The sequence below is a fragment of the uncultured Aquimarina sp. genome (assembly GCF_947495315.1).
Classification (GTDB): domain Bacteria; phylum Bacteroidota; class Bacteroidia; order Flavobacteriales; family Flavobacteriaceae; genus Aquimarina.
Genome location: NZ_CANLYD010000011.1, coordinates 204,535 through 228,532, shown reverse-complemented (window position 1 = coordinate 228,532; position 23,998 = coordinate 204,535). Strand labels below are relative to the sequence as shown.

The following is a 23,998-nucleotide window of genomic DNA, read 5'->3' as shown; positions in this document are numbered from 1 at the left end:
GAGTTTTTATCCTCTACTTTCAAAACCCATAAGACCAAAGTTATTTCTCCAGAAAGTTTAAGCAACCGATATTATTCAATTCCGGATAGTACTAAAATTTCAGTTAAAAAAATATTGAGAGGGATGCTTTTAAAACTTGATACTATTCAAAGCGAAACATAATTCAAGGTGTTTTTCCATACTAAAACTCAAATTCAACCTAAATTTTGAAAAATAATTGAAAATTAGGGGTTGTAAAAGGGTTTAGTTTTTTAGCAGGTTTTAAGGGATTAGTAGCATTTTTACTCTTGTTTTTTTACAAATTCAGGTTATATGTTTCTTATAAAAACATAATAATCAATTGTTTAAAATAAAAACAAAGGGTTGTAAACCCTTTTACCACTGTTTTGGTATGATTCTATTGTTTCTCTTTACACCCAGATTAAAGAGAAATTCAAAAATGATAGAATCAACTGGATCAAAACAGGATGTATTGCTTCAAAAAGAGTTACCGTTCGGAGAACAGGTTCTTAAACAACATCTAGGTCTATTGTACAATCAAAAAGATACAGATTCTCCATGTATTTCAAGACCAGAATTTCTCAAACTATTAGAAATTAATGTAAACAAAGAATAATATGGAAGTAATCGTATTAGAATCGGAAGCATTTCAGCATTTACAAAAAGAAATGATGCAAATGGTCAGAACCACCATTCGGGAAGCAAAAGAAGAAGCCATGGCTAATATGGATCCAGCTAATGACTGGTTATCTGCTGAAGAAGCAAAACAACTTTTAGGGATCAAAAGTAAAACCAAATTACAGGAGCTAAGAGATTGTGACGAAATCAGATACTCTAAAGCGGGAAAAGTCATTCGGTATTCTAAGAAGAGTATTCTCGAATATCTAAACAGACATATTGTACTGTAAACTTTTGTAAACATATCGAATTATTATGCTAACTCTAGAAGAACAACTGTTATTTATAAAGGAACAACGCAAAGATTCCGTAAGAATTATACAATGCTTAAAGAAACAATTTGGAGATCGATATCGACACATATTCAAAGAGAAAGTCAATCATACTATTTTCTGTTGTGACTCTGTATTATCGTCTTTAAAAGAATTACAATCTCTTAAAAACAAATCCTATGGAAAGTAATAACACTACTAGCGTTTATTTTGATTTTAGTCAGCTGTTTACAGCTACCAAAACCTTTATCGATACTCACAATGAAAATCATCATCAACTTACAGAAAGACTCAATGCAAATCATAGAGCCACTGCTGAATTAATCACACGATTGTATGCTAAACAACTCAATCACGCTATTACATTGGGAGAGGATATTATCGAAGATCTTCCAGGCTTTAAAACCTTTAACCCTAGTCTGGCATCTTGCAAAGGCTGTACGGTTAGAACCATTATCAATCACAAAGAACGATTAAAAGCTGCAGGCTTTATTATCAAAGAAATCCACAGAGGAAAATCCGGGATAGAATTATGGATCAATCCGACCATTTTTAAAGCGAGAAAGATATCAACCATCAATATTCAAATACCACCTCATTTAAAAAGTAATAATACCGTCTCTGACGGCAAAGTGAAAAATTTACACCCATTAGTTCATGAACAACAAGAACTAAAAAATAATAATAGCACTGTGGATAAGTTAGTAACCAAAAAAGAAGGAGTTCGCTTACCAGCTCACAAAGAAATTGATAACTCCGTTACAGGAACATCACAAGAACAACACAAGAACATCAGGGAAAGCCGAAATTCTGCCTCTAAAAAGCAAAAAAAGATGGCAACATCTACGAATGCAAAAGAGGTAGATTCGGCTTTTTTATTACAACTAGTGCGCGATTTTTGGAACTATGCCAAAATCCTATTGTATCCTAATATCAAACTAAGTCAACCAGAAGAAACCGAAATCCTGAATTGTATCTGGGCATCAGTGTATCGAAAATTTAAGATAACCGGAAGCACAAAAGACTGGGAAGGCTACCAGGAAATCCTTTTTAAACGAATAGATATGGTTTCCAGATGGCTAGACCGAAATCCCAATCGCTGGGTTCCTCCAGCACATCTATATTTTAATCCTGAAAATAAGCGCAACGGATTTAATAAAACCTATGAATGGTTTTTAAAACAGGAATTGCTGAAAAAAGAAATCAGAAACCAAATTCTGATTCAAAAAACAGCATCTGAATGGAAAGATCATAAAAAAGGAATTGGCAAACACAAAAACAAAACCCGTTTACAGCTCTTTAGAATACAGCAACAACGGTTGTCTCAATATAAAGACGAGCGTTTACTCCAGCTCTATGAAAAAAGTTTACATAAGGTTGTAAACGCATAAACAATGACACATCCTAATCCAACAGAAGCATTAAGCAAATGTGTTGTATATTTTAACGACGGCAATTCCAGAACCTTTTATTCTTTTGATAAAAAACATAAAAAATCAAAACCCAATAAAGCCTTGGGGATCATACGATTAGAAAAAATGTTATTACAACATTTTAAAGGTACCTGGGAAACGGCGATTATTTATGAGAATAAAGTTAACGGTAAGAAGTTGGCTAAGTTTAAGGGTGGGATTAGGGTCTTTTGATATACATTATATTGAATAGCAACATAGATTGTAGTACTAGAAAGACATAAAACTACCCTGAATGGGCGGGCAGTGATTAAATACTATTAAGTACTTTTGCGAAAAATATTTAGCTTATGAATCGTATAGTTATTTTTTTACTCATTTTACTTAAACCCATTTATACTTTTTCCCAAGTTACTACTTACGAAGATAGAAACTTTATTAACTATAATGAGGATTATTATCATAAAGAAGCGGCAAACATTAATGGAGACATATTTCCTGATTTTGTTTTAGCACCACAATATCGTTATCAAGGGTGCACTACAGAAAAAAACATTGCTTTAATTGTAAATAATGGAGATGGTAGTTTTTCTCCTCTAAAAAAAATAGAAAAGTTACTTAATGAAAGTAACACTATAGATTATAACGTGTCGGACCTAAAAACAATTGACTATAATTTCGATACTTATAGTGATATTCTCTATTCAATAAATTACAAATTAAGTAACAACTCTTGGATATCAAAAATTAAACTTATTGAAAATAATGGTGATGGAACTTTTAAACCTAGTATTACTTTATTTGAATATGAAACTGGAGTAATTAATGAGTTTATTTCTTTCGATGTTGATAATGATTCTGACATAGACATTTTTTTTCCCAAGCAAGGAAGACTTTATCATCTTAAAAATATTGGAAATAGTGTATTCAATTTAATTGAATATAAGCATTCGGGTTTTGCAAGAAGTAGTGAGCTAAGTCAAAAAGATATTGACAATGATGGATTTATAGATTTAATTGCCAAATCAGAAGGAAAAATTCGACTTATTAAAAACAAAAATGGAGTAATTGAATCAAACAACGAGGTAATTATTGACTATTTTCTACCTAATAGTTTACATATGGAAATGTTTTCGTTGATAGACTTTAACAATGATAATTATGTTGATTTAGTTTCATTATACAAAGAAAGCAATAGTAATTCCAGCTCATTGTACGTTTATCTAAATTCTAAAACTGACGATTTTAACAGTATCCTATCTGAAAAAGCTTTGATAAAGGAAGCTGATGGTATAAAAAAGTTTTTACCTGTTGATTTAGATAATGACTTAGATATTGATATCATATATAGTAATAGCTCTAATGTGTTCAAATTAGTTAATAATATGAATAATGATTATGAGACTTCCTATTTATTAGAGGATGTTATATATGGCGCTTGTGGTTTTGATCCAATTTCTGTTTCTGATATAAATGTTGATGGTTACCAAGATATAATTCTATCTTTCGAAAATGATCAATGTACATTAAACCCAATAAATCCGGCGTGGTATAAAAACGATGGTTTCGGAAATTTTTCATTCAACAACTTTTTACATTCCGGTAATTCTCTAAAAATAAAAACATTAGATATAGATTCCGATGGAGACTTAGATGTCGTTTCTGCCTCTAATAATTATTGGTATTCAAGTTTACTTTATTATGAAAACATTGGTAATGGAGAATTCTCAAGTGTAAAACTACTTTCAGATACGGCTAGAAATTTTGAAGATTACGAAATTGGGGATATCGATAATGATAGTGAGAACGAAATAATCATGTTTGCAGACGATAAGATTTTTTGGAAGGAATTAAATTCGACACAAATTAACGAGATTGCGACATTTGGTGCTCGTAATTACTCTAAACTTTTTGTCTATGACTTTAATAATGATAACAAAGTTGATATTTTCTATTCAAATGAGGGTAATTATAATATACTTATTAATAATGGAGATAATGATTTCACAACTCGAAATTTATCAAGTAGTATAAATTCTGGACGATCTGTAGTTGTTGGATTGCTAAACGAAGATAACTTACCTGATATAGTTGTAAATGGGTCAATTTATATTAATAATGGAGATTTTTCTTTTTCCAAAGTTTTTACTCCGGACAGTTTTAATACCAATTTGGTAAATGGGATTAATATAATAGATTATGAAGGTGATTTAGATAACGATATTCTATTTTCTACAACAAGTAATTTAGGAACTAAAATCTTTATCATTGAGAATTTGGGATCAGGCAATTTCTCGAAAAAACTTCTCAAAGAATCGTCGAACTTTATAACAAATGAGGTATATTTTTATGATTTAGATAGTAATGGTTGGGTAGATAACATTTACACTACTTCTGGAAGTGGAAGCTCAAACTCTATTCGGTTTGAATATAATTATGAAAACACATATTCGGAAAAAGAAGTTTTTTATAGAGAAAGTCTTAGTAATTGTGATCAATATGGTTTTAAAATATTGTACGAAGATCTAAACGGAGATCAAAACTCAGACTTAATTGTATCTTATAGTAGAGAATTATATTGGATTAATAATTTAAAAGGAGTTTTAAGTAATGAAGATGTTGAGTATCCTAATGAATCATATAAAACATCAGTTTTTAACCTTTATCCTAACCCGGTTCTAGATGTAATGAAAATTGAACCATTAAACTATTCGGCAAGCTATAACATTAAAATAATTGATGCATTAGGCAATGAAGTTTTTTCAAAAAACAATAATTTTGATATTACTGAAATTAAACCTATTCTGGCTTCTGGCTTTTACTTTGTCAAAATAATCCATAGCAATAATAAACAGACTATCATTAGGTTAATAAAACAATAAAGACTACCCTAAAAAGGTAGGAAAATTGGAATTGAAAACATTTACTTTTAAAATGTATAATTAATACGAATTATCTATGAAGAGTATTTTAAATGTAAAAGGAATTCAAACATTATCAAGAGAAGCGCAAAAAAAAATTGATGGAGGTTATGATACAGAAGGTAGAAGACAATCTTGCAACGTAAAATTTCATACATCTCTTGGATTTAAAGCTATCCATCTTGCAAATGAGGCAGCAGGTAGATGTGGGGGAACATATATGGATTATTATGTGATTTAAAACACCATTAAAAGAAATTAACAAATTGTATTGTAATAATAGTTGCGATACAATTTGTTATTCTCCTACCCCAAACTCCTTAAAAATCAAACGCACCTCATAAGGATACAACAGTTGTCTTCTTCCCGTCTCCAATCCTTTGATTTTCTTCAATCGTAATCGTAGGGTTTCTCTACTAATTCCAAAACGAATCGCCAATTCAGCTTTACTCCAAAATCTATAGATCATTTTTATTTGTTTTAAGTTCAAAACAGCGTTTTTAAGATTCAAGAACCATACATCTCCATAAAATCTTCAAAAAGCACTGGTACACTACCAAATTACCATAATTACTAGTAGTTTCCATACCTAAAACAAGCTTACACAACCCTGTTTGCAATGCAATTAAACAAGCTATTTCTTTGATAAAAAAGAAAGAGTATGTTTAAGTGGATCGCTGGTGGATTGGCTGCTTTATTTTCAATTCGATACTTGTCTCGTTTACAAAAAGCGAGTACCAATATCACTTCCAGGATTCGAGTACGAATCCATAAGGTCAACCTAATGGGAATTGAACTCAAAGCCGTGGTGCAATTACAGAATCCTAATCCTGTAGCCTTACGTTTACAACATCCTTTTGTCAAGATTTTACATAAGAACAAACTTCTGGGAAGCTCTACAGTAGAAAACAACGTAATAGAGATTCCAGAAAACAGCCAGAAAGATTTTGACCTTCATATCCAATCCGCTGGATGGCTAACATTAATTCAAATTTTAGGAACCAAAGTAGCCAGTGATATCCGTTTAGGAAATCCCATACAACTGAACTTGCAAACGCAAATAATTACCCGTGTCAACGGATTGCCTTACGAACAAACTGATAATATTATTCTACAACTTTAATGAAAGCAAACAGTAAACGACATATTCGCACTACTAAGAGCTTTGATCATCTAATTCCTCAGAGTGTTCAAAAGGATACGGTTATTGTAGGTTCTGGTAAAGCAAAATTAGAAGATACTCTCCAGTTGATGCAACTTGTAGTGCGAGAGACATTAAATGATACTACCCTATTAGCAAAGAAGCTAAAAACAAATAGTGTCCAAGACACCTGTAAAAACATATGGAGCTTCGTGTATCAGCACATCCAGTATAAAATGGATAAAACAGGTATTGAACAGGTTCGCAGACCATCAAGAACCTGGTCGGATCGTATGAATGGTGTGGACTGTGATTGTTATACCGTTTTTATTGGAAGTATTCTTACCAACCTTGGGATTCCTTTTAAAATGAGAATCACTAAATACGGTGGCAAACATCATTTTCAACATGTATACCCTATTGTTCCAACTGCAAATGGACATATTATCATTGATTGTGTAGCTGATCAGTTCAATTATGAAGTTCCCTACTCCGAAAAAAGGGATATTATTCCTACTGATAAAAAAATAGCTATTGAAGGTCTTGGAATATTAAGCGGTGTAGATATGGCAGATATCAGTCTGGATGCACTCGAAGAATCACCGATTCCATTAAGAAAAGTAATATATCCAAAAAAAGTATACCCACATTGTTCTGTTCCAACTGAAGATGTCAAGTTGCCCCTTATAAATAAATCAGGACGCGTCCTGTCACCGTTTCGGTTGGATGATGGAAAACAAATCAAAACGATATCACCAAAAAAAGATTTTAACCTGTTTAATTTTTTAATCCTTTCAGGAATATCGGTAGCGGCAGGTGTTGGAGTTTTAAAGCTCCTCACCCGTAATACAAAAAGCAAAACTAGCAGTGCCAGAAACAAAACTCGTAATGCCAGTAAAAAGAAGCAACATAAGAATAGAAAAAGGTCATTGACCAAATAATAGTAACGATATGGAATTACACCGATTAGATGGCTTCGATGCCACAGGACTAGATGCTCTAGATATAACAGATTCTCAGAGTATGAGTGAGATAATAAATGGAGTCTCTGACCCCACCCCGGAGATTGCTTATGAGATATTGGACGATAATGGGAATGTAGTAATGTATGCCGATCTGGATGAGAATATCTATGTGATCGACGGATTGGGAGGTTTCTTTAAAAAGATTGGAAAAGGCTTAAAAAAGTTTGGTAAGAAAGTTATTAAACCAGTGGTCAAAACCTTTAACCGTTTTTTAAATCCAGCTACGATCTTGCTTAGAAACGGATTTCTGTTAGCCATGAAAATCAATATGTTCAAAGTAGCCGAAAAGCTCCGTTTTGGATATCTCAGTGAAGCAGAAGCCAGAAAACGAGGTGGAGATATGCGCAAGTTTGCCAAAATGCGAAAAGCCATTTCTAAAGCAGAGAAGATTTATGATATGGCTGGCGGTAAGGTCAAGAATCTCAAGAAGGCCATTCTTAAAGGTAAAGGTAACAAAGACAAACAAGTACCACTCAGTGGTTATGCTTTAGGAAACCCATTCGATGATGGAGAACCGGATGTTTTTAATGATCCTTTCGAAAAGTTTGTAGTAGAGTCTGATCCTGATGTGGTTGAAGCATTTTTGAATAATGAGATTCAGATAGAAGGGTTGGGAGCTATAGCGACTAGTGCCTCTATTGCTGCAGCAACCAGTGCAGTGGCAGGAGTTGCAGCTTTAGTAGGAAAGATTGGTAACATTTTCACTAAGGGAAAAGAGGTAAAAGAACAAGCTGAGAGTTTATTTAAAAAACCAAAACAAGTATCTCCCGTCAAATTTGGAGATCCAAGACAGCAACAATTTCCAGTACATAACTTCACGCCTTCTTTTCCCGGACGTCCAGTGAACCCTCAAATAATAACTCAAAACACAGCATTACCTCAAACTCCGAATACCAATACTCCAGCAAATGAAAGCTTTTTTAAAAAGCATAAAACACCCATTCTTATTGGAGCTGGAATATTGGTTGTCGGAACTGGTGTTGCCATTGCAATGCGATCTGGTAAAAAGAAAACTACTAGAACAATCTCTGGAACTCCCAGAAAACGTTCGCAACAAAGGAAACGAAAAACAACGCAACGAGATGCATTAGGAAGATTTGTAAAAGGTAGCAGATCACTTACTAAAAAGAGGACCAAAAGAAAAGCCCCTGAGAAGTTAGTACCAAGGGCTCTTTTATAATCCAGCGCGAAAAAGAATGATCAACAAAAAAGTAGCTAACCCTATTCGAATCACTCAGGGATTTTTGGAGTACTAAAACTAGTGCTCACAGATAACCAAAACATAAAGCAAATATTAAATAATTATGAAAAGAACAGCAAATACAAAAGATAGTCTTCTGGAAGTTGGAAAGCATCTCAGCACAGGAGTATTAGGAATGATCGCAGGATCAGCTGTAGGAAGGTATTCCCTGGCATTGGGCGCGTTGACCATATTCGGGGGAGCTTACTACGGAAAAAACTGGATCACTTCTGCCGGAGTAGGAATGGCATTCTCTAACGGATTTGGCACAAAACCGCAAACCACTAATGGAGTTGATGGAATTAAAGATAATCTGGATGATGCCAAGGACAGGGCAGTTACGTCTCTAAAAGCTATCGGTAAGAAACTATTTCTGGATAAGTTATCTCCTTCTCTAGCCCAAAAACTAGCACTTGGAAATATTGAAGATCGCCCTTTGGTATTTATGGGATCTGAAGTTGTAGATACAGGAGATTTTGATACCAGTGAAGTTGATGAGATTATCCGAAAAATCGAAAACGGGGAACAATTACCAACCATTGACATTCAACAAGATTTTGCCAATGGATTTGACGGAGATATAAATGGAATCGATATGATGGAATTAAACGGAGCTGAAGACATCACAGAACTCAATGCAGTAGCGTGATAGTAGTTGAGTTTGTGAGCAATTGAGTATATGAGTAAAAAGTAAGCAAAAACTTATCTCCTCTAAACTCAAAGTCTCATCTCTCAAATACTCAATAACTAAAAAACTAAAACGATGAATACAATGAAAAAAAGTTCAAGATCACAGTTCTTGGAAATTGTGAATGCTCATATCTCACTTAGAGATCAGGCTAAGAAATATGATCCCGCTATGGTAAATGTAGCTACAGGAATCAAAGAAGGGAGACTGCAATTAGCAGATACCGCATACTATTCGATCAAATTTGCAGGAAACAAAGCCAACATCAATATGTTCGAAACTCAGGATGCCAAAGAGATTGGGATTACCAATGTTACTCAGGCAAAGCTTCAGAAAGATCGTCTTTTCCTTTGTAACAGGATTATTCTCTTAGCAGCTGAGATTGAAGGCGATCTTCCAGGAAGTGATTCAGAACTGAAAAGAGTAATCAAGCAAACCAATTTTGATAGTATCAAAAAAGTAGGTGGATTGCAGAATGGAGTATTCTCTCTGATTGCCAACAAGAAGATTATTATCGATGAACGTCCAATGCAAGAATTTGCAACAGATGGTAATACAATGCTCAATTTGGGAACGTATTTTTTAGAAAGTCCACGCTTTATTCGTGATGATGAAGAATTCGAATTCAATATCGAACTGGGTGACGATGCTCCGGAAAAAGCATTGATCAAAGTAGTACTCGCCGGAACAGCAACCGTCCCAGCCTAAGCACGAGCCGTGCTAGACAAAAATTGAATAACTGATTAAAGGTGATAGTTAATGAACTTAGAAGAAAAAGAAAACACCAAAGAAACCAGAGTAATATTTTCCTTTAAGGTGGAAAAACAGAATGGGCTAATTACCGTAGATAATTTTGAACTTCCTAAACATACCAAACTGGTGAAGGGAATTCAATTGATATCAGAGTATCCAGATCGTTTGTACTATAGAGGAAAACAACGTATTGAGATTGGTGGCGAAGAACTATTCCCAGATGGTTTTGAAAGTAAAATTCTGATGTCCTCCTTAAGTGTTGCACCACGTGAACGCTTCTTTGAGTTAGGAGATGTATTACCAGGTGATCTTTCAGTAAAGGTACGATTTGAGGATAAAGATCATAGTAATGCCACTTTTGAAAGAGGTTATACAGTTACAATTATCTTACTGATTAGTGAACGGTTGTAGATAAAGCTAACCAAAGGAAAACTTAATGATTTGTAGTGATGAAGTGTATAATTAAAGAAGAAAACAATAAAAGTGACCATAGTACTGTTATAGTGCGGAGGAAGTTTGTCCCTATAAAATTTACAATCCAAAGGGAAAACCAATTTTTGAACGCAGGGGCAAAACTTCCATTCACTACTGCAAAAGTTAATGCGCTTTTAGTTACTTCTAAACTAGAAAATAAATGTAGCGATTCACCTATCACTCCCAGGTATTATTTTGGAATTACAGATTCTAAAATGGAAGATGAACGTTTTCTTCAATTGAATGATGGTATTGAATATAATGACACTTATCCACCTGATATTTATGTAGAACAGCAAACTGAAGGATGGTGGTATTTTGCACACCCTGCTACAGACCGGTTTCCTTTTTATCAAGGAGATGGTTTTTTGGAACCACTTGAAGAACACAAGGAATTAAACCTTCAGTTCGAAGGACAATGTAATCCTGATCTTTTCTTTTTATGGAGTGGAATTCATACCGGATCCACTTTTATAACCTTCGAAGAATATACGTAATCTAAACCTCATAGTATGCTATTAGGAACATTATCATTATTTCAGAAACGAGGAATTTTCTATAAAGAACAGCAGTTACGTTCAGAAGACACTTTCTCAAAAGTGATTGAAAAGGAATTGAGCCCGGATATGCAGCTTGAATTATCTGATGTAGCTAAGAAAGAACAACTAATCCCACTGGATGAACAGGGTGATACGGATTACATCACCGCTTTTTATCAGGATAATGGACAAGTAAACTATCCATATGAAGTAACGGTATGGTTATTAGTTGAAGAAGCTCCAAAAAGGGCTTCCGTAAAAAGAAATTACTAATCAATTATCTCCACAAGAGTGAAATAATAAATCACGCTATGCGTGTGAGATAATAAAATTGACTATGTGTAATGAGGGAGGAATTTGCACTGCAGTATGCAGATAGAAGAGCTAAAGAACGTGGATATGAGAATTATAGGATTGTTTATCGTGAGTTTATGATCCCACCAAATGGGACGTTAAAATTTCAGGCGAATAATGAAATATGGTTGGTCACTTATATCGCTTGGGGATTGATTGTAAAATCAGACTATGGACGCTATGATAATTGGTACACACAGGGGATTGTGGAAAATGTTCACGAACATGCAGATCGTATTGAAATCATCAATACTCGAAAATACCAACGAACCATTCGCTTTCTTCAGGTAATATTAAAGACAAAAGATGATGGAAGCAAGGAATAGAAAACCCGGGTCGGTACGATTAAATGAAGAGCAATATGCAGAAATGGATCGTCTAGGCTTTTCAAGCGAAAGTGCCTATGTAAAATACAAAATGGAGCAAGGTCAGTCTAGACTAGACACGCTAAAAGTTCCTTTATCAGAATCAAATGTAAAAATGCTGCCTGTAGCTCATCAAAAACTATCGGCAACTCCTGCAGTTGAAGATCAGCTCACTATCCAGCGCCTTTCTATGGAGAACCGAAAGCTCCAGGAGAAACTGGAAGAAATTTCAAAAAGTAATGAAGAAACCTTAAACGGAGTACACCACAAAGTGCACCATATGCTTCAGGAAGAACTCCAAAAACGAGATTTTGAAAGACTCAAAGAGTCTTTTGCAAAAAGCAAAAAAGAGATAGAGAAACTCGAAAAAAACCTCGATGAGTCCAAAAAAGAAGCAGAAACCAAGCAAGAAGAAATTGAGGCCTTGGTTAAAAAGTTAGGATTTGTAGAATTAGGAAAAGCCTTACTTCCAGGTGCTATTTCGGGATTGACCAAACAATATCCGAATCAGATGAAAGGAATTGCGGGAACACTGGGGAGGTTGGGGTTCAATGAGACACCTGAGAATAGCGAAAACGGAGATGACAAAGAATATTTACTCCAAATTTTAGAACATCTTAGTGAGGTGTTTTCCGAAGAACAGTTTGAACAGGTTCTCCAACTGATGCTTCAGTTAGGAGATCAGATAAAAGATGACGGAGGACTGATCCAGAAAATAGCCTACTATCTCAATCAATTGAAACGAAAGACGGAAGCGAATAAAAAGAATACTGAGTAGAGAGTACAAAGTACATAGACAACTATGAACTTAATACTGTGTACTCTTTACTTAATACTATAAACTAAAAAAATATGAAAACACCGATCACAATAAACGTAGCCGTAAAAGATAAAACGGAAGCGCATCAGGTACGAAAAGCTTTTGAAACAATGAACAGGAATTTTGGAGCTAAGGGTATCATCAAAATGGAACATATGTTTTTGAATGACGCCTTTATCCGAAATCTGGTAAAAATGAAGATAAAGAAAGGATAATCCATGGCAATTCCAGCAGCACTCGCAATGCGAACCATAAAAAGTAAACCAAAGGTAAGTGTTGGCAAAACTACCACCTCAATACTATTAGCCACAGGATTGGGAGCTGCTGCATTTTTTGGGATTCGGGCTTTAGTAAGAAGGTTTAAAAAGGATATTCGCGAAAGGCAGGCACTTACTGAAGGAAATCCTGCCAATTTTGCCATAAGACTAGTAATGGCATTTGAAAATGATAATGCTTTTGGATGGGGAACAGATGAAGAATCCTTATTCAGAACCTTAGAGCAAATCCCAACTGCCTCTATGATGCGAAAAGTTGGACGTGCTTATAGAGATTTGGAAGGTAGAAATTTGGCAGCTGACTTGCAAAGCGAACTCACTACTGAAGAGTTTGCTATTGCTAATGAAATCATTAATTCAAAAAGATAAAAAGATGCAACGAAGTATAAAAGGTAGCACTCGAAAGAAAAAAGAGTCATTATCACAAAAGCAGATTTTGATGATTGGGCTTGGAGGAGGCATGGCATTAGGGTTAGGATACCTTGCTTATAACCATTTTAGAAATAAAGCTGCTGCAAGGCGCAGTGCCATAAATGATCCTATTACTATTCCTTCTGAAGGCACGATAACAACACCAAACTTGCCAATCGCTGCCTCTGGCAGCTTTCCGGTGAAGAGAGGTGCCAGAGGTACTTTGGTAGCTATGATACAAAATGCACTCTTAGCTAAAGGCGGACAAGCTGCTATGATCATCAAAGAAACAAGTTTTAGAAATGGTCGTGTGGATGGAATTTTCGGTAAAGGAACAGAAAGAGCATTGAGGGCTGCTGGTTTTCCTTCAGCAATTACACAAAGTATTTTCACCAGTTTAGTTGGTAAAACAACAAATTCAGAGTTTGATGCAGCATCTATTTCCAGGGAAATTATAGAAGCAGCTAATAAAAGAAACCTGTTTGGAGTACTTGGTGGATTGAAGAAAATAAATTCTGTAGATCAATATCAACAAGTCAGTACTTTTTTTCAGGGAGTACGGATTGCAGGGATCAGGGTCACTTCTTTGGTTAATGCCCTCTTAAGTGTGGCTTTCAAACAAAAGGAACTGGAGAAAGTAAAAATTCGAGCCGAATTTAGACGAATGGGACTCAAACAAAACACGCGAGGTGTGTGGTTTATTCCTGGACTCGGCAGTGTCATCGACACCTTTGAAAGAAATACTGATCAAATCAACAACGAATGGAATCTTGCTATCGCAGTTAAACCTACCCTACTAAAGGCTGTCGATGGATCCTTTATTGTTCCGGAACTAACTCCCAATACAGTCGTAGGATACATCACAGGAATAGAAAATGGAGTTACCAGAATTTTAACCCAATCGGGAGAAACAGTCTTTGCTCCTACCAGAAACCTATCCTCAATTTAACCGTCAGAGACGGATTTATTATGAATAGCTATAACATAAAACAAATCTCAAAAAACAATAGAACACATGAAAAAAGTAATTCGATGGTTACAACCGATTTTTGATAAGTTCCAACCCCTTTGGAGTTATTTCAAGGTATGGCGAGAGCTTTCTTCCTTAGCAGTAGGACTCATTCTTTGGATACATAGTGCAGTTTTCCTGCGATGGATTGATCCCACAGCAGGAACCTATGATGCCGGAGTATTTCAGGTATATCTGTTTGCCATTATTGGAATTTTTATCCTGCATGGAATTGTACGAATTCTAATGAAACTCATCTGGCCAACTTCAGAAGATTATCTAGATCATCATTTTAGAAACGATTTTAACACCATAACACCATGGCAAAAACTAAAATTATCCACTTTTATATTCTTTGCTTTCTTGTTTGCGGTGGCCTTATTGGCCAGGACTCTGTAAGTCTGACAACTAAGGAAAACGATGAACAGCACATACGAGAATGCGTCAAAGAATTATATGATTCTCAGGTAGGAGTTCGCGAAGTTGGTGGTGTTAATAGAGGATCTCACGTAGAGATGTATCTGGAGAGTGTGAATTTAGCTCCTGGATATGCCTGGTGTGCAGCTTTTGTTTCTTGGGTTTATCAGAATGTAGGTATTCAGAACCCGCTCAGCGGGTGGGTACCGAGTTATGCATTGCAACGTAAGCGTATTTATCAGAAAGGAAAGTTTGAAGTAAAAGAGCCGCAAATAGGAGATGTATTTATGGTTTGGTATCACACACTAAAACGTCCGGCTCACATTGGTTTTATAGATCAGTGGGGGTCGACATGGGTTATCACAGTAGAAGGAAATACGAACGATAACGGATCCAGAGAAGGTGATGGTGTTTACAGAAAACGTAGACTCAAAAAACAAATATGGGTAGTTTCTGATTTCATTGGTAACAATTAGCATCAATATGTAACATTAAAGTAGATGTTAGTAAAGAGTTTACAGATATTACAAAACAAAGGGTATAAAATTTATAGACAGCCATATAGACTGAATATTGTTGGGTATCGCAGCCGTTTTATAAATAGTAATCGTTTTGATGATGAGATCCATGTGTTTTACACCAATGATAAAGGAAAATGGGTATATCATATGTTTAAAGCGACTACAGATCCTGGACAATATTGGTTAGAAAATCCTATGCATCCGAAAGGAACTGCTTTTTTGAAGAAAGGACAGTATGTAGATGCATATAGTTTGGGATTACATCGAGGAGTCTATCAGGCATTAGTACAAAAAGCTCCCGTAAGTGTTATTAGAAACTATGAACGAAAAGGGCTTTTTAAATGGTTTGAATCAGGGTTTCTGGATACTGGAAGATTTGGAATTAATATCCACCGAGCCAGAAAACAAGGAACGACCAAAGTCATTGATGATTTTTCTGCAGGGTGTTTGGTATTTGCTAACGCAAAAGATTTTGAAAGTTTTCTAAAACTTTCTAATGAACACAGAAAACGATATGGAAATTCTTTTACAGTAACACTAATAGATTTTAGAGATGAAAGACGGAGACGATTACAATTAGCAGCTTGGGGGTCATTGGCAGCTGCAGGAGGATGGTTATTACTATCCGTTCGACAAGCTCAGGACAAGAATAGAATGAACTCATGAGGATATCGAAAAACACACAGAAAGCTGGTTGGGTACTTATTGGGAGTATGCTTGGATTTATTGTAGCGAAGAAGTATGCTTCAAAGGAAACCTATCCCTTCATATTAATTGGAGGATTTATCGGAACCTGTCTAGGTGAAGAATTAAATACAGACAATGACGCACTATGAAATGGAATATGAAACTTCAAAAGGATAAAAGAAAACGATGCAGAGCTTTTATTAAAGCTTTGGAAAAAATATCATCTGAGTATGGAGTAGCGATTGATAGCTTTGGAGCTCCATATGTTTTAGAAAACCCACAACCGATTATCTATGAAGTAGATGATGATACAGAATCTCTAGAATCCCTATGGGAAGGAAAAGAAAGATATGATTCTTTCGCAAATAAAAACTTAGCAAAGTAGTATGGAGTCTTCACAGTTAAAAGGAACCTATTTTGAAGGGGAACAACCGACAAAACTGAAGGCCTATTATAAATACGAACTGGCAGCTTTGTATAATGTATGCACCAAAACTTTTTCTTCTTGGATACATACCTATCTAGAAGAACTAGAAAAATTTGGTTACAAAAAAAGCACCAAACTCCTGAGGCCAGAAGTGGTGCGTTTTTTGTTTGAACGGTTGGGGGAACCTTAAAGCAAAATAATATTTAAGGAAGATATAAAGCTGGTATAAACATAATACAGGAAGCTATTTATCTTTTTTAAGATTATATCACTAAACTCTAAACCTATTAAATATATTATTCCATAGGCTTAGGGTAAAAAAAAATTATAATAAATTAATAGGCTAAGCAATAACCTCCACCATGATCGCAATATGCAGAAATAGCACTATCAGCTTGAGAATCCGAATCATACCATCCGACCCAACTACCTGGATTATTAAAACATTTACAAGAATATACACCAGCCATAGCAATTGATTCGCTACCCCCAATGTGTTTTAATTGTTCCCTAGATAATAATTCATAATTCTTTAATTCTGTAAAAACCTTCTTCATAATATTTATAAGATATTTTAGATTAATTATGGGAATTTAGCTGTTTAAATAATTAAACTTAACTTCTTTACCTCCATTTTTGTGCGATTGGGCACATTCGTACCAGATTTTTTTACTAATATAAGATTCCTCATATTATAGGAAGAAATATAATTTTCAACTTTTTTATTAAAACATTCAAAAGTGTTCTAATTAGCTACTTTTTCTTTTTTGAGTAATATGAGAACTCAACCCGAAACCAACATTTGACAATTCCATATCATTACTCACAGATATTCTTAAGTAATGACAAGAAGAAAAAGTAAAACCACTAATTCCGTAGCTCAAATCAGCAAACGAGCCAAACAAATCCGTAAACAAGGAGAGAAATGGACCAATGCGATCAAAAGAGCATCCAAAGAACTAAAGTCTAAAAATGCTTCACTTGGTAAGGTTTCCAAAAATCATAAGTATGGCATTAGTGGATTAGGAGATATAAAAAAATCTTCTAAAATGAATCCTATTCCAGAAATTAAGATCACTTTTATTAGGAAAAGAAAGGTTGAAGGAAAAATAGGTTCTGCAAGAGATGTAGCTACTACCCTATCCAAATTTTATACAAAAAACACTATCGAAGTCAGGGAACAATTTTTCGTTCTTTATTTAGACAACAGCAATAAAGTTCTGGGATATCATACACATTCTGTTGGAGGCATCAAAGGAAGCGTTGTTGATATAAGGATTCTCTTTTCCGTTGCACTAAAAAGTTTGGCAACAAGTATCATTATAGCTCACAATCATCCATCTGGGGCTTTAAAACCAAGTACTTCAGATATTCAGATAACCTCCAAGATTAAAAGAGCCGGAGAACTATTGGATATTCAATTATTAGATCATATCATTCTAACCAAAGAGAGCTTCTATTCATTTGCTGAAGAGGGTAAATTATGAGATTAGAACTAATTAAGAACCAACCCGAAATTAGTTAATCTAAATCTGATAGTATTGTCTAATGAAAAAGCAATCTATTTCATTCGATAACTATAACGAAGCTATAGTGAAGGTAAATATCAAAACTCTTCCTGATATTTTACAAAAAGGACATCATTTCTTTTTGGAAGCCAAAAACTTTTATCACCAAGAATCGGAAATCAAAGAAACTATTGATATCTATCTGGAACAACTGAACGAGTATCTACCTACTCAGGAAAAGTTAATTCAGAATAATTCTTCTATCTCATTTATCAAGACATTTCTGAATATGCACAGCACCATTAAATCTAAAGATGGACTGAAGAAGTTTATATACAAACTACAAAAAGCAGTATCTAACAAAGAAATCACCAAAAATGATCCCTATGCGGCACACATAGAACAACTGCAACATAAACTCATCAAGCAACATAATGAAATGATCTTGCGGGAACAGGTGAAAATTGTAATTAATCGCAAATGGCGATCTGAACTTAGAAACATTGTAAGTCGAACCCCAATAGAGGGTTTATCCGGTATAGATTGCATTATTTCACAAGAGACCAAAAACATCCCAATTACAGATGTCAAGAGGAATAAATTGTTTACCTCATTTGATCAACAACCCATCACCAGTACTACTCCAACCTTTCGATTACCGAGAGCGATGGGAGAATTGCTGGGAGATTTAGAAAAGTTTGAATTAGCAATTACCATTGAAGGTGATCAAGGAGGCGGTAAAACTAGGTTTACCTATCAACTAGCAGATGCCTTTGCTGAGATCGGAAACAATGTTGCCATTTTTACTTTGGAGATCGGTGGTAAGTCAGATCTGATCACCAGAATGAAAAATGAATACCTAAGTCCACAAAACAGAAATCGTATCTCTAGAGCAGATCAGTTACCAGATGGATACAATACAATTACAAGTGCCGTTGGCACTTTTGATGTGATTATTATTGATAGTTGGAATAAAACAGGATTACCCTCACAAGACTTTGATCGCTTACGAAAACAAAATCCGGATACCATCTTCATTGTTATTTTTCAAAGGACCACTCAGAAAACAATTCGTGGAGGAACAGCTCCTTTATATGATGCGGGGATCAATATAGAAGTGATCAAAGTAGATGATACTTTTAGGAATAATTATGCTGTTACTACCAAAAATCGATATGGCATCACTGGTATTAAGTACAACATCTCAACACAAGAAATTATCGGAGCTGCAGAGACTAAAGAATTAGAAGAACAACCTCAAACAGTCATGTTATGACTTATTATCTCAATATTATAAAAACGATCTGGAAGTTACTACCAATAGCTTTAGTCATCTTATTAGGGATTCTTTATTTTCAATGGCAAAGAGAACGACAAAAAGTAACTGACTTTAAAGAAATCCAAAATACACAATTTCAGGAGATAGAAAGGTGGAAAGATAAGGAAGGAAAAAGCAGAGCCAGAGCACAAATTGCAGAAATCAATGCTAGAAATGCTAAACTGGTTATGAATGAAGAACTCCAGCAAATGCTTAAAAAAGAAGTGGGTAATTTGAAACGAAATCTGATCAGCTACTCTGCAGTCAAATCTTCGACTGAAGGAAACTTTAAAGCAAAGGGAAGGGATACGGTTTATGTAGTAAACGAATTAAAGTCTCTTCCTGCAAAACAATTTGGAATCCATAATCCGGACCTAGATTTTGAAGGTATTTATGTTCCTGAGTTAGATACCCTGATGGCCAATTATAAAATCACACACAACTTTGATATTTTCTACTACTATAAAAAGCCAGGTAAGTCTCCCTGGAATCTATTTCGTAAAAAAAGAGCAGTGGCAGAGATTAAATTTCATAATCATGGATCTCAAGCGGATAGTTTGTTTACAGTTGTCCTAGAGAGGAAGAAAGGGTTGTTTAAAAGGCTTTTTAACAAATAAAATTCTGTTTACAACTTTTAAATAGGAAAATTTCCAAATTCTGTACTTTTGACTAGGAAAATACCCTAGTTGTGAAAAAGATTTTAGTCACTGAAAATATCATTTTGGATAAAGAATTATTTGATACTTTTTATGCTGAAGCAAAAAAGAAAGGTGTTTTAGTGATTTCTAATGAAAAAGGGAGAGCCGAAATGAGTACGGGCATTTTTATGCTTAATGGTGTTCCTGATATGTCAAAAGATGATTATTATATCAAGAAAATATTATTTGGCTTAATCCAAAAATATGGTCACTTTCATTTTACTACCAAAAGGTTTCAGGAAAAAATGTTGTTGTATGAATATGAACCTGAAACAAAGACATGGAATCGTTATAATCAATCTAAATGAAAACACAAAAAATACAATAGCCATTTGTTATTCGCTGATCCACAGTTTTTGAAAACAACGACAGTGTAATTTATACAAATAATTGAGGGAAAAAATAGTAAAATAGAATTTATTTATTATTTTAGAGACAATAATAAATTCATACACACCCCATAACTGAATGAAACTTCAGTTATGGGGTGGTTTGCGAAAAATAACCAATAATTAACTGATTTCTGTGGAAAACCGTAATTCACATGAAAATAAATTTTAGATATTACAACACAAAAACTAAAAATCATATTTAATTGTATACAATTTGAATAAATCTGGGCAAGATTGTGAATCATTAATAGAGGAAATTATATTTTTATGAGTAATGAATATAAAAGAGGTTCGGAATGGATCAAATGTGATCTTCATTTGCATACACCAGACACGAAGTTAAATCCTAAAGGTTTTGAATTGCCTGAAGGTAGAGACAAATGGGATGAATACTGTGTAAAGATTGAGCATTCAGACGTTACCGTTTTTGGTATAACGGATTATTTCTGCTTTGATAATTATTTCAAACTTATTAGGCTTTTTTACAACAAATTTCCTGAATCAAAAAAGATATTCTTTCCAAACATAGAGTTCCGTTTAGACGTATCTGTTAATAGAAGTGCTGAAGAAGTTAATCTCCATGTAATTTTTTCAAATGAAGATAGCATAAGCGAAAAAAAATTAAATGAATTTCTTTCAAGGTTAGATACTAACATAACTAATAATGGGTCAGTTGTAAGTTGCGATAAGTTACAGTCATCTGATGATTTTAAAAAAGCTGCAATAAAATATTCAGATTTGAAACCTGCTTTAAAAAAAGTTTTTGGTAATGATGAACCTTATTTGATTTTCGCTGCTTCAAATAACCAAGGTTTAAGAGCAGACAATAAATCTGCAAGAAAGATGAATATTTCAGATGAGATCGATAAAATTTGCGATGGCTTTTTTGGAGGTTCGCAAAATGTTGAATGGTTTTTAAAAGATGATAGATATGAGCAAAATTCCGATGGCATCCGTGAGATATCTAAACCTTGTCCAGTATTAAGTGGCTGTGATGCCCATTCCTTCGATGATCTTGATAACAAGTTAGGTAAAGAATTTTCTAAAAAGGATGATAAAGGACAGCTATGCGAGTTCTCACAGATAACTTGGATAAAGATTGAGCCATCTTGGGAAGGGCTTAAATATCTTACTTATGAGCCAGAAGAGAGATTGTTTATTGGAGCAAAGCCTGAAGTTTTGGATAGGGTTCAAAAAAACAAAACAAAATATATTTCTAAAATAGAGATTAGTCAGGCTGAGGGTTATGATGAAAGTCAAGGCATCTGGTTTCGTGATCAGGTAGTATATCCTAGCAATGAATTGACAGCTATAATTGGTAACAAAGGAAAGGGAAAAAGTGCTATTACAGATATAGTAGGATTACTTGGAAATTCACATAATGAAGACTATTTTTCTTTTTTAGATGTTAAGAATAGAAAATTCAGGAAGAATGGATTAGCAAGCAATTTTAAAGCAAAATTGACTTGGCAAAGTGATAATTCGGAAGAGAAGTATTTACACGAACATATAGATCAAAATGCTGAAGAAAAAGTTAAATATTTACCGCAGAGTTATTTTGAAGATTTGTGTAATGAAATTGATGATAATGAAAATTTCATAAAGGAATTAAATCAGGTTGTTTTTAAGCATATTGATGAGACAGATCGTTTAGGAAAAGATTCATTTGAAGATTTTATTGAAGAGGTGAAGACAAATTGTGAATCATCAATTGAAACACTTAGGGGTGAGCTTAACGATATTAATTACGATATAGTCAATTTACTTAAAAGAGACACAGTCGAACATAAAGAGAGTATTGAAAGTAAAATTAAAAATTTAAAGGAAGATTTAGATAGCCATATAACAAGCAAACCAGTTAATCCGTTTTCTGAAGAAAATAAAGACGATGAAAAAGGTGATGAAGATACGGAGCGTGGTGAAAGTGATGAAAATTATAAAAAGCTAAAAGAAGAAGAAAAAAAGTTACAAGAAGCGAGAGAGGTTGAATCTCAACATCTTGATAGGCTTGAAATTTTAAATAGTAATTTAATCGAACTTAAGCAGATTAGATTTAGGTTTGAAGAGGAACAGGATCGAATTGAGTCATTTAGACAAAATGAAACTGAATTTTTGGAGAAGTATACTCTTAACATAGATAGTATTTTCCCAAACCCAATAATCAATTTAGTACCCATTGAGCAAAAAATATCTTCATTAGAAAAAGAAAAGTTAAAACTTCAGTTAGAACTTGGAAAAATTGAATATACCCAAGAACATTCAGATTTGTTTGAAACAGTCGAAAGCCTTTTGTGGTTAAAAATTGAGAAAATACAGGAGAATTATGAACTCATTTCTAACTCCCTAGACGAGAAACAAAAACTTATTGAGCAATATAACGCTTCATTAAAAGATTGGGAGTTAAGGAAGAAAATAATTGAGGGGGAGGATGAAAATCCACGTGCAGGAACATTAAAATATTATGAGCAAGAAATAAAAAATATTGCCGAAGTCCTGACTGAAAAACTAATAGAATATAAAAATATTAGAAAACAAATCACCTCAAAAATATACGATAAGAAAAAGGAAATTGTAGATATATATTCGTTTTTGAAGAAAAATATAGATGACTTATTAGATGAAAATTCTGAGAAAATACAAGGATATAAAATATCATTAGAAGCTTCGTTTCAGATAAAAGGGTTAATGACAAATTTCTTAGATTACATTGATAAGGGGAAAACGGGGTATTTTTATGGAGTAGATCAAGCAAATAGACGTTTTAAAGACTTTACTAATGATTTAGATCCTAATGATAAAGATAGTATCTTGTCTAAGATAGATGAGATTACTGCTAGTTTAGAATATTCAGAAGATCAAAAACAAAACCCTTTTAGTCAAATCCGTTCTGTCAAATCATTAGAAGATTTATTCGATTATGTTTATGGATTAGAGTTTTTAAACGAAAAGTACGCATTAAAATTTGCTGGTAAAGATATTCAACAGCTTTCCCCAGGTGAAAGAGGCGCTGCATTGATTGTGTTTTATTTGCTTTTAGATAATGATGAAAAACCATTAATTATAGATCAACCAGAAGATAATCTTGATAATCAAAGTGTTTTTGAAATCCTTGTCCCTTTTATTAAACAAGCCAAGAAGCATCGACAATTAATAATTGTTACACATAATCCTAATTTAGCAGTAGTAGCAGATGCCGAGCAAATAATTCATGTTGATATCGATAAAAAAAATAATCATAAATTCTCTTTAAACGCAGGAGGCATTGAGAATGAATCAATTAACAAGGAGATCGTTGATATTTTAGAAGGAACAATGCCTGCATTTGATAAGCGTAAAATTAAATACTTAAAGCGGCGTGTTTCAAATTGAAAATAATTGTAGGTTTTTAAATCGATTCCATAAAAACCTATTGATTTGCTTAAAAATCTCTTGGTCAAAAATATCTAAAATAGGAGATTGGAAATATAAAACAAACCAAAATTCACTAAGCCGATAATAAAATTAAAAAACAATGGATGATCTAGAAGAAAAATATGACGATGCAATAAATAGAATCGAACACTTAGAATCTGATATTTGGGTACTAAAAAATGAAATAAAAAAGCTAAAAGTATATATTGATCAAGTTATAAGTTAATCTAAAATTTAGATAA

At 33.9% G+C, this 23,998-nt stretch carries 34 protein-coding genes; 32 read left to right on the top strand and 2 right to left on the bottom strand.

All coding sequences use genetic code 11. The features are described 5' to 3' along the window. The first annotated feature begins 439 nt into the window (after positions 1-439). The 7 genes from Q0910_RS18980 (at position 440) to Q0910_RS18950 (ending at position 5,524) form a co-directional block, all read left to right on the top strand. Positions 440-616 (top strand): hypothetical protein, encoded by a 177-nt coding sequence (locus Q0910_RS18980; protein ID WP_299219845.1) that lies wholly within the window; start codon positions 440-442, stop codon positions 614-616. A gap of 1 nt (position 617) precedes the next feature. Further along, on the top strand, positions 618-908 hold the full coding sequence (locus tag Q0910_RS18975; RefSeq protein WP_299219842.1) for a helix-turn-helix domain-containing protein: 291 nt from the start codon (positions 618-620) through the stop codon (positions 906-908). A gap of 25 nt (positions 909-933) precedes the next feature. Continuing rightward, positions 934-1,140 (top strand): hypothetical protein, encoded by a 207-nt coding sequence (locus Q0910_RS18970; protein WP_299219840.1) that lies wholly within the window; start codon positions 934-936, stop codon positions 1,138-1,140. Beyond that, on the top strand, positions 1,130-2,341 hold the full coding sequence (locus tag Q0910_RS18965) for a hypothetical protein (protein ID WP_299219837.1): 1,212 nt from the start codon (positions 1,130-1,132) through the stop codon (positions 2,339-2,341). The genes Q0910_RS18970 and Q0910_RS18965 overlap by 11 nt, the downstream gene beginning before the upstream one ends. Before the next feature lie 3 nt (positions 2,342-2,344). Further along, positions 2,345-2,596, top strand: a complete 252-nt coding sequence (locus Q0910_RS18960) for a hypothetical protein (protein ID WP_299219835.1) — start codon at positions 2,345-2,347, stop codon at positions 2,594-2,596. 116 nt (positions 2,597-2,712) lie between these two features. After that, on the top strand, positions 2,713-5,244 hold the full coding sequence (locus Q0910_RS18955; RefSeq protein WP_299219832.1) for a T9SS type A sorting domain-containing protein: 2,532 nt from the start codon (positions 2,713-2,715) through the stop codon (positions 5,242-5,244). Positions 5,245-5,320: 76 nt separating this feature from the next. Further along, complete coding sequence (locus tag Q0910_RS18950) at positions 5,321-5,524, top strand: hypothetical protein (RefSeq protein ID WP_299219829.1); 204 nt, start codon at positions 5,321-5,323, stop codon at positions 5,522-5,524. A 57-nt stretch (positions 5,525-5,581) separates the two neighbouring features. Here the strand turns inward: Q0910_RS18950 and Q0910_RS18945 are convergent, their stop codons facing one another. Continuing rightward, positions 5,582-5,752 (bottom strand): hypothetical protein, encoded by a 171-nt coding sequence (locus Q0910_RS18945; RefSeq protein WP_299219825.1) that lies wholly within the window; start codon positions 5,750-5,752, stop codon positions 5,582-5,584. A 192-nt stretch (positions 5,753-5,944) separates the two neighbouring features. On the opposite strand from Q0910_RS18945, the gene Q0910_RS18940 reads away from it, so the two are divergent. From Q0910_RS18940 to Q0910_RS18850, 19 genes are all read left to right on the top strand, one after another. Further along, the gene (locus Q0910_RS18940) at positions 5,945-6,406 is read left to right on the top strand and encodes a hypothetical protein (protein WP_299219823.1); all 462 of its coding nucleotides are present in this window, start codon (positions 5,945-5,947) and stop codon (positions 6,404-6,406) included. After that, positions 6,406-7,365 (top strand): hypothetical protein, encoded by a 960-nt coding sequence (locus Q0910_RS18935; RefSeq protein WP_299219820.1) that lies wholly within the window; start codon positions 6,406-6,408, stop codon positions 7,363-7,365. Before Q0910_RS18940 ends, Q0910_RS18935 begins: the two co-directional genes overlap by 1 nt. A gap of 10 nt (positions 7,366-7,375) precedes the next feature. Further along, positions 7,376-8,629, top strand: coding sequence for a hypothetical protein (locus Q0910_RS18930; protein ID WP_299219818.1), 1,254 nt, complete (start codon positions 7,376-7,378; stop codon positions 8,627-8,629). Between the two features lie 124 nt (positions 8,630-8,753). Further along, complete coding sequence (locus tag Q0910_RS18925; protein WP_299219815.1) at positions 8,754-9,338, top strand: hypothetical protein; 585 nt, start codon at positions 8,754-8,756, stop codon at positions 9,336-9,338. Positions 9,339-9,461: 123 nt separating this feature from the next. Further along, a complete protein-coding gene (locus tag Q0910_RS18920; RefSeq protein ID WP_299219813.1) occupies positions 9,462-10,085 on the top strand; it encodes a hypothetical protein in 624 nt (207 codons plus the stop codon). Between the two features lie 51 nt (positions 10,086-10,136). Next, positions 10,137-10,541: a hypothetical protein gene (locus Q0910_RS18915; RefSeq protein WP_299219810.1), complete on the top strand. Its 405-nt coding sequence runs from the start codon at positions 10,137-10,139 to the stop codon at positions 10,539-10,541. A gap of 38 nt (positions 10,542-10,579) precedes the next feature. Further along, positions 10,580-11,101, top strand: coding sequence for a hypothetical protein (locus Q0910_RS18910; RefSeq protein ID WP_299219808.1), 522 nt, complete (start codon positions 10,580-10,582; stop codon positions 11,099-11,101). A 15-nt stretch (positions 11,102-11,116) separates the two neighbouring features. Then, positions 11,117-11,416, top strand: a complete 300-nt coding sequence (locus tag Q0910_RS18905; protein WP_299219806.1) for a hypothetical protein — start codon at positions 11,117-11,119, stop codon at positions 11,414-11,416. Positions 11,417-11,487: 71 nt separating this feature from the next. After that, entirely contained in the window at positions 11,488-11,823 is a 336-nt protein-coding gene (locus Q0910_RS18900) for a hypothetical protein (protein WP_299219802.1), read from the top strand. Beyond that, positions 11,807-12,640: a hypothetical protein gene (locus Q0910_RS18895; protein ID WP_299219799.1), complete on the top strand. Its 834-nt coding sequence runs from the start codon at positions 11,807-11,809 to the stop codon at positions 12,638-12,640. The genes Q0910_RS18900 and Q0910_RS18895 overlap by 17 nt, the downstream gene beginning before the upstream one ends. Before the next feature lie 74 nt (positions 12,641-12,714). Next, positions 12,715-12,897, top strand: a complete 183-nt coding sequence (locus Q0910_RS18890; RefSeq protein ID WP_299219796.1) for a hypothetical protein — start codon at positions 12,715-12,717, stop codon at positions 12,895-12,897. A gap of 3 nt (positions 12,898-12,900) precedes the next feature. Continuing rightward, positions 12,901-13,326, top strand: a complete 426-nt coding sequence (locus tag Q0910_RS18885; RefSeq protein ID WP_299219794.1) for a hypothetical protein — start codon at positions 12,901-12,903, stop codon at positions 13,324-13,326. Between the two features lie 4 nt (positions 13,327-13,330). Further along, positions 13,331-14,317, top strand: a complete 987-nt coding sequence (locus Q0910_RS18880; protein WP_299219791.1) for a peptidoglycan-binding domain-containing protein — start codon at positions 13,331-13,333, stop codon at positions 14,315-14,317. Between the two features lie 66 nt (positions 14,318-14,383). Next, on the top strand, positions 14,384-14,776 hold the full coding sequence (locus Q0910_RS18875; protein WP_299219788.1) for a hypothetical protein: 393 nt from the start codon (positions 14,384-14,386) through the stop codon (positions 14,774-14,776). Continuing rightward, a complete protein-coding gene (locus Q0910_RS18870; RefSeq protein ID WP_299219786.1) occupies positions 14,698-15,270 on the top strand; it encodes a CHAP domain-containing protein in 573 nt (190 codons plus the stop codon). The genes Q0910_RS18875 and Q0910_RS18870 overlap by 79 nt, the downstream gene beginning before the upstream one ends. Positions 15,271-15,294: 24 nt before the next feature. Further along, positions 15,295-15,981 carry a hypothetical protein gene (locus Q0910_RS18865; protein ID WP_299219783.1) on the top strand — a complete coding sequence of 229 codons (687 nt, stop codon included), beginning with the start codon at positions 15,295-15,297 and terminating at the stop codon, positions 15,979-15,981. After that, positions 15,978-16,151, top strand: coding sequence for a hypothetical protein (locus tag Q0910_RS18860; protein WP_299219780.1), 174 nt, complete (start codon positions 15,978-15,980; stop codon positions 16,149-16,151). Before Q0910_RS18865 ends, Q0910_RS18860 begins: the two co-directional genes overlap by 4 nt. A gap of 8 nt (positions 16,152-16,159) precedes the next feature. After that, positions 16,160-16,387 (top strand): hypothetical protein, encoded by a 228-nt coding sequence (locus tag Q0910_RS18855; RefSeq protein ID WP_299219777.1) that lies wholly within the window; start codon positions 16,160-16,162, stop codon positions 16,385-16,387. Position 16,388: 1 nt separating this feature from the next. Then, positions 16,389-16,619: a DUF4248 domain-containing protein gene (locus Q0910_RS18850; RefSeq protein ID WP_299219774.1), complete on the top strand. Its 231-nt coding sequence runs from the start codon at positions 16,389-16,391 to the stop codon at positions 16,617-16,619. A 145-nt stretch (positions 16,620-16,764) separates the two neighbouring features. Here Q0910_RS18850 and Q0910_RS18845 read toward each other — a convergent pair whose 3' ends face one another. Beyond that, entirely contained in the window at positions 16,765-16,986 is a 222-nt protein-coding gene (locus Q0910_RS18845) for a hypothetical protein (RefSeq protein WP_299219772.1), read from the bottom strand. Between the two features lie 285 nt (positions 16,987-17,271). Between Q0910_RS18845 and Q0910_RS18840 the strand changes: the two genes are divergently transcribed. The 6 genes from Q0910_RS18840 to Q0910_RS18815 all read left to right on the top strand — a co-directional run bounded on the left by Q0910_RS18840 (position 17,272) and on the right by Q0910_RS18815 (position 23,982). Continuing rightward, a complete protein-coding gene (locus Q0910_RS18840) occupies positions 17,272-17,916 on the top strand; it encodes a JAB domain-containing protein (RefSeq protein WP_299219770.1) in 645 nt (214 codons plus the stop codon). Positions 17,917-17,977: 61 nt separating this feature from the next. After that, positions 17,978-19,213, top strand: a complete 1,236-nt coding sequence (locus Q0910_RS18835) for an antirestriction protein (protein ID WP_299219767.1) — start codon at positions 17,978-17,980, stop codon at positions 19,211-19,213. Beyond that, a complete protein-coding gene (locus Q0910_RS18830; RefSeq protein ID WP_299219765.1) occupies positions 19,210-19,872 on the top strand; it encodes a hypothetical protein in 663 nt (220 codons plus the stop codon). Before Q0910_RS18835 ends, Q0910_RS18830 begins: the two co-directional genes overlap by 4 nt. A 71-nt stretch (positions 19,873-19,943) precedes the next feature. After that, positions 19,944-20,261 carry a hypothetical protein gene (locus tag Q0910_RS18825; RefSeq protein ID WP_299219762.1) on the top strand — a complete coding sequence of 106 codons (318 nt, stop codon included), beginning with the start codon at positions 19,944-19,946 and terminating at the stop codon, positions 20,259-20,261. Between the two features lie 351 nt (positions 20,262-20,612). Then, positions 20,613-23,714: a TrlF family AAA-like ATPase gene (locus Q0910_RS18820; protein ID WP_299219760.1), complete on the top strand. Its 3,102-nt coding sequence runs from the start codon at positions 20,613-20,615 to the stop codon at positions 23,712-23,714. A gap of 142 nt (positions 23,715-23,856) precedes the next feature. Then, positions 23,857-23,982: a hypothetical protein gene (locus Q0910_RS18815; protein ID WP_299187586.1), complete on the top strand. Its 126-nt coding sequence runs from the start codon at positions 23,857-23,859 to the stop codon at positions 23,980-23,982. The last annotated feature ends 16 nt before the right edge of the window (positions 23,983-23,998 follow it).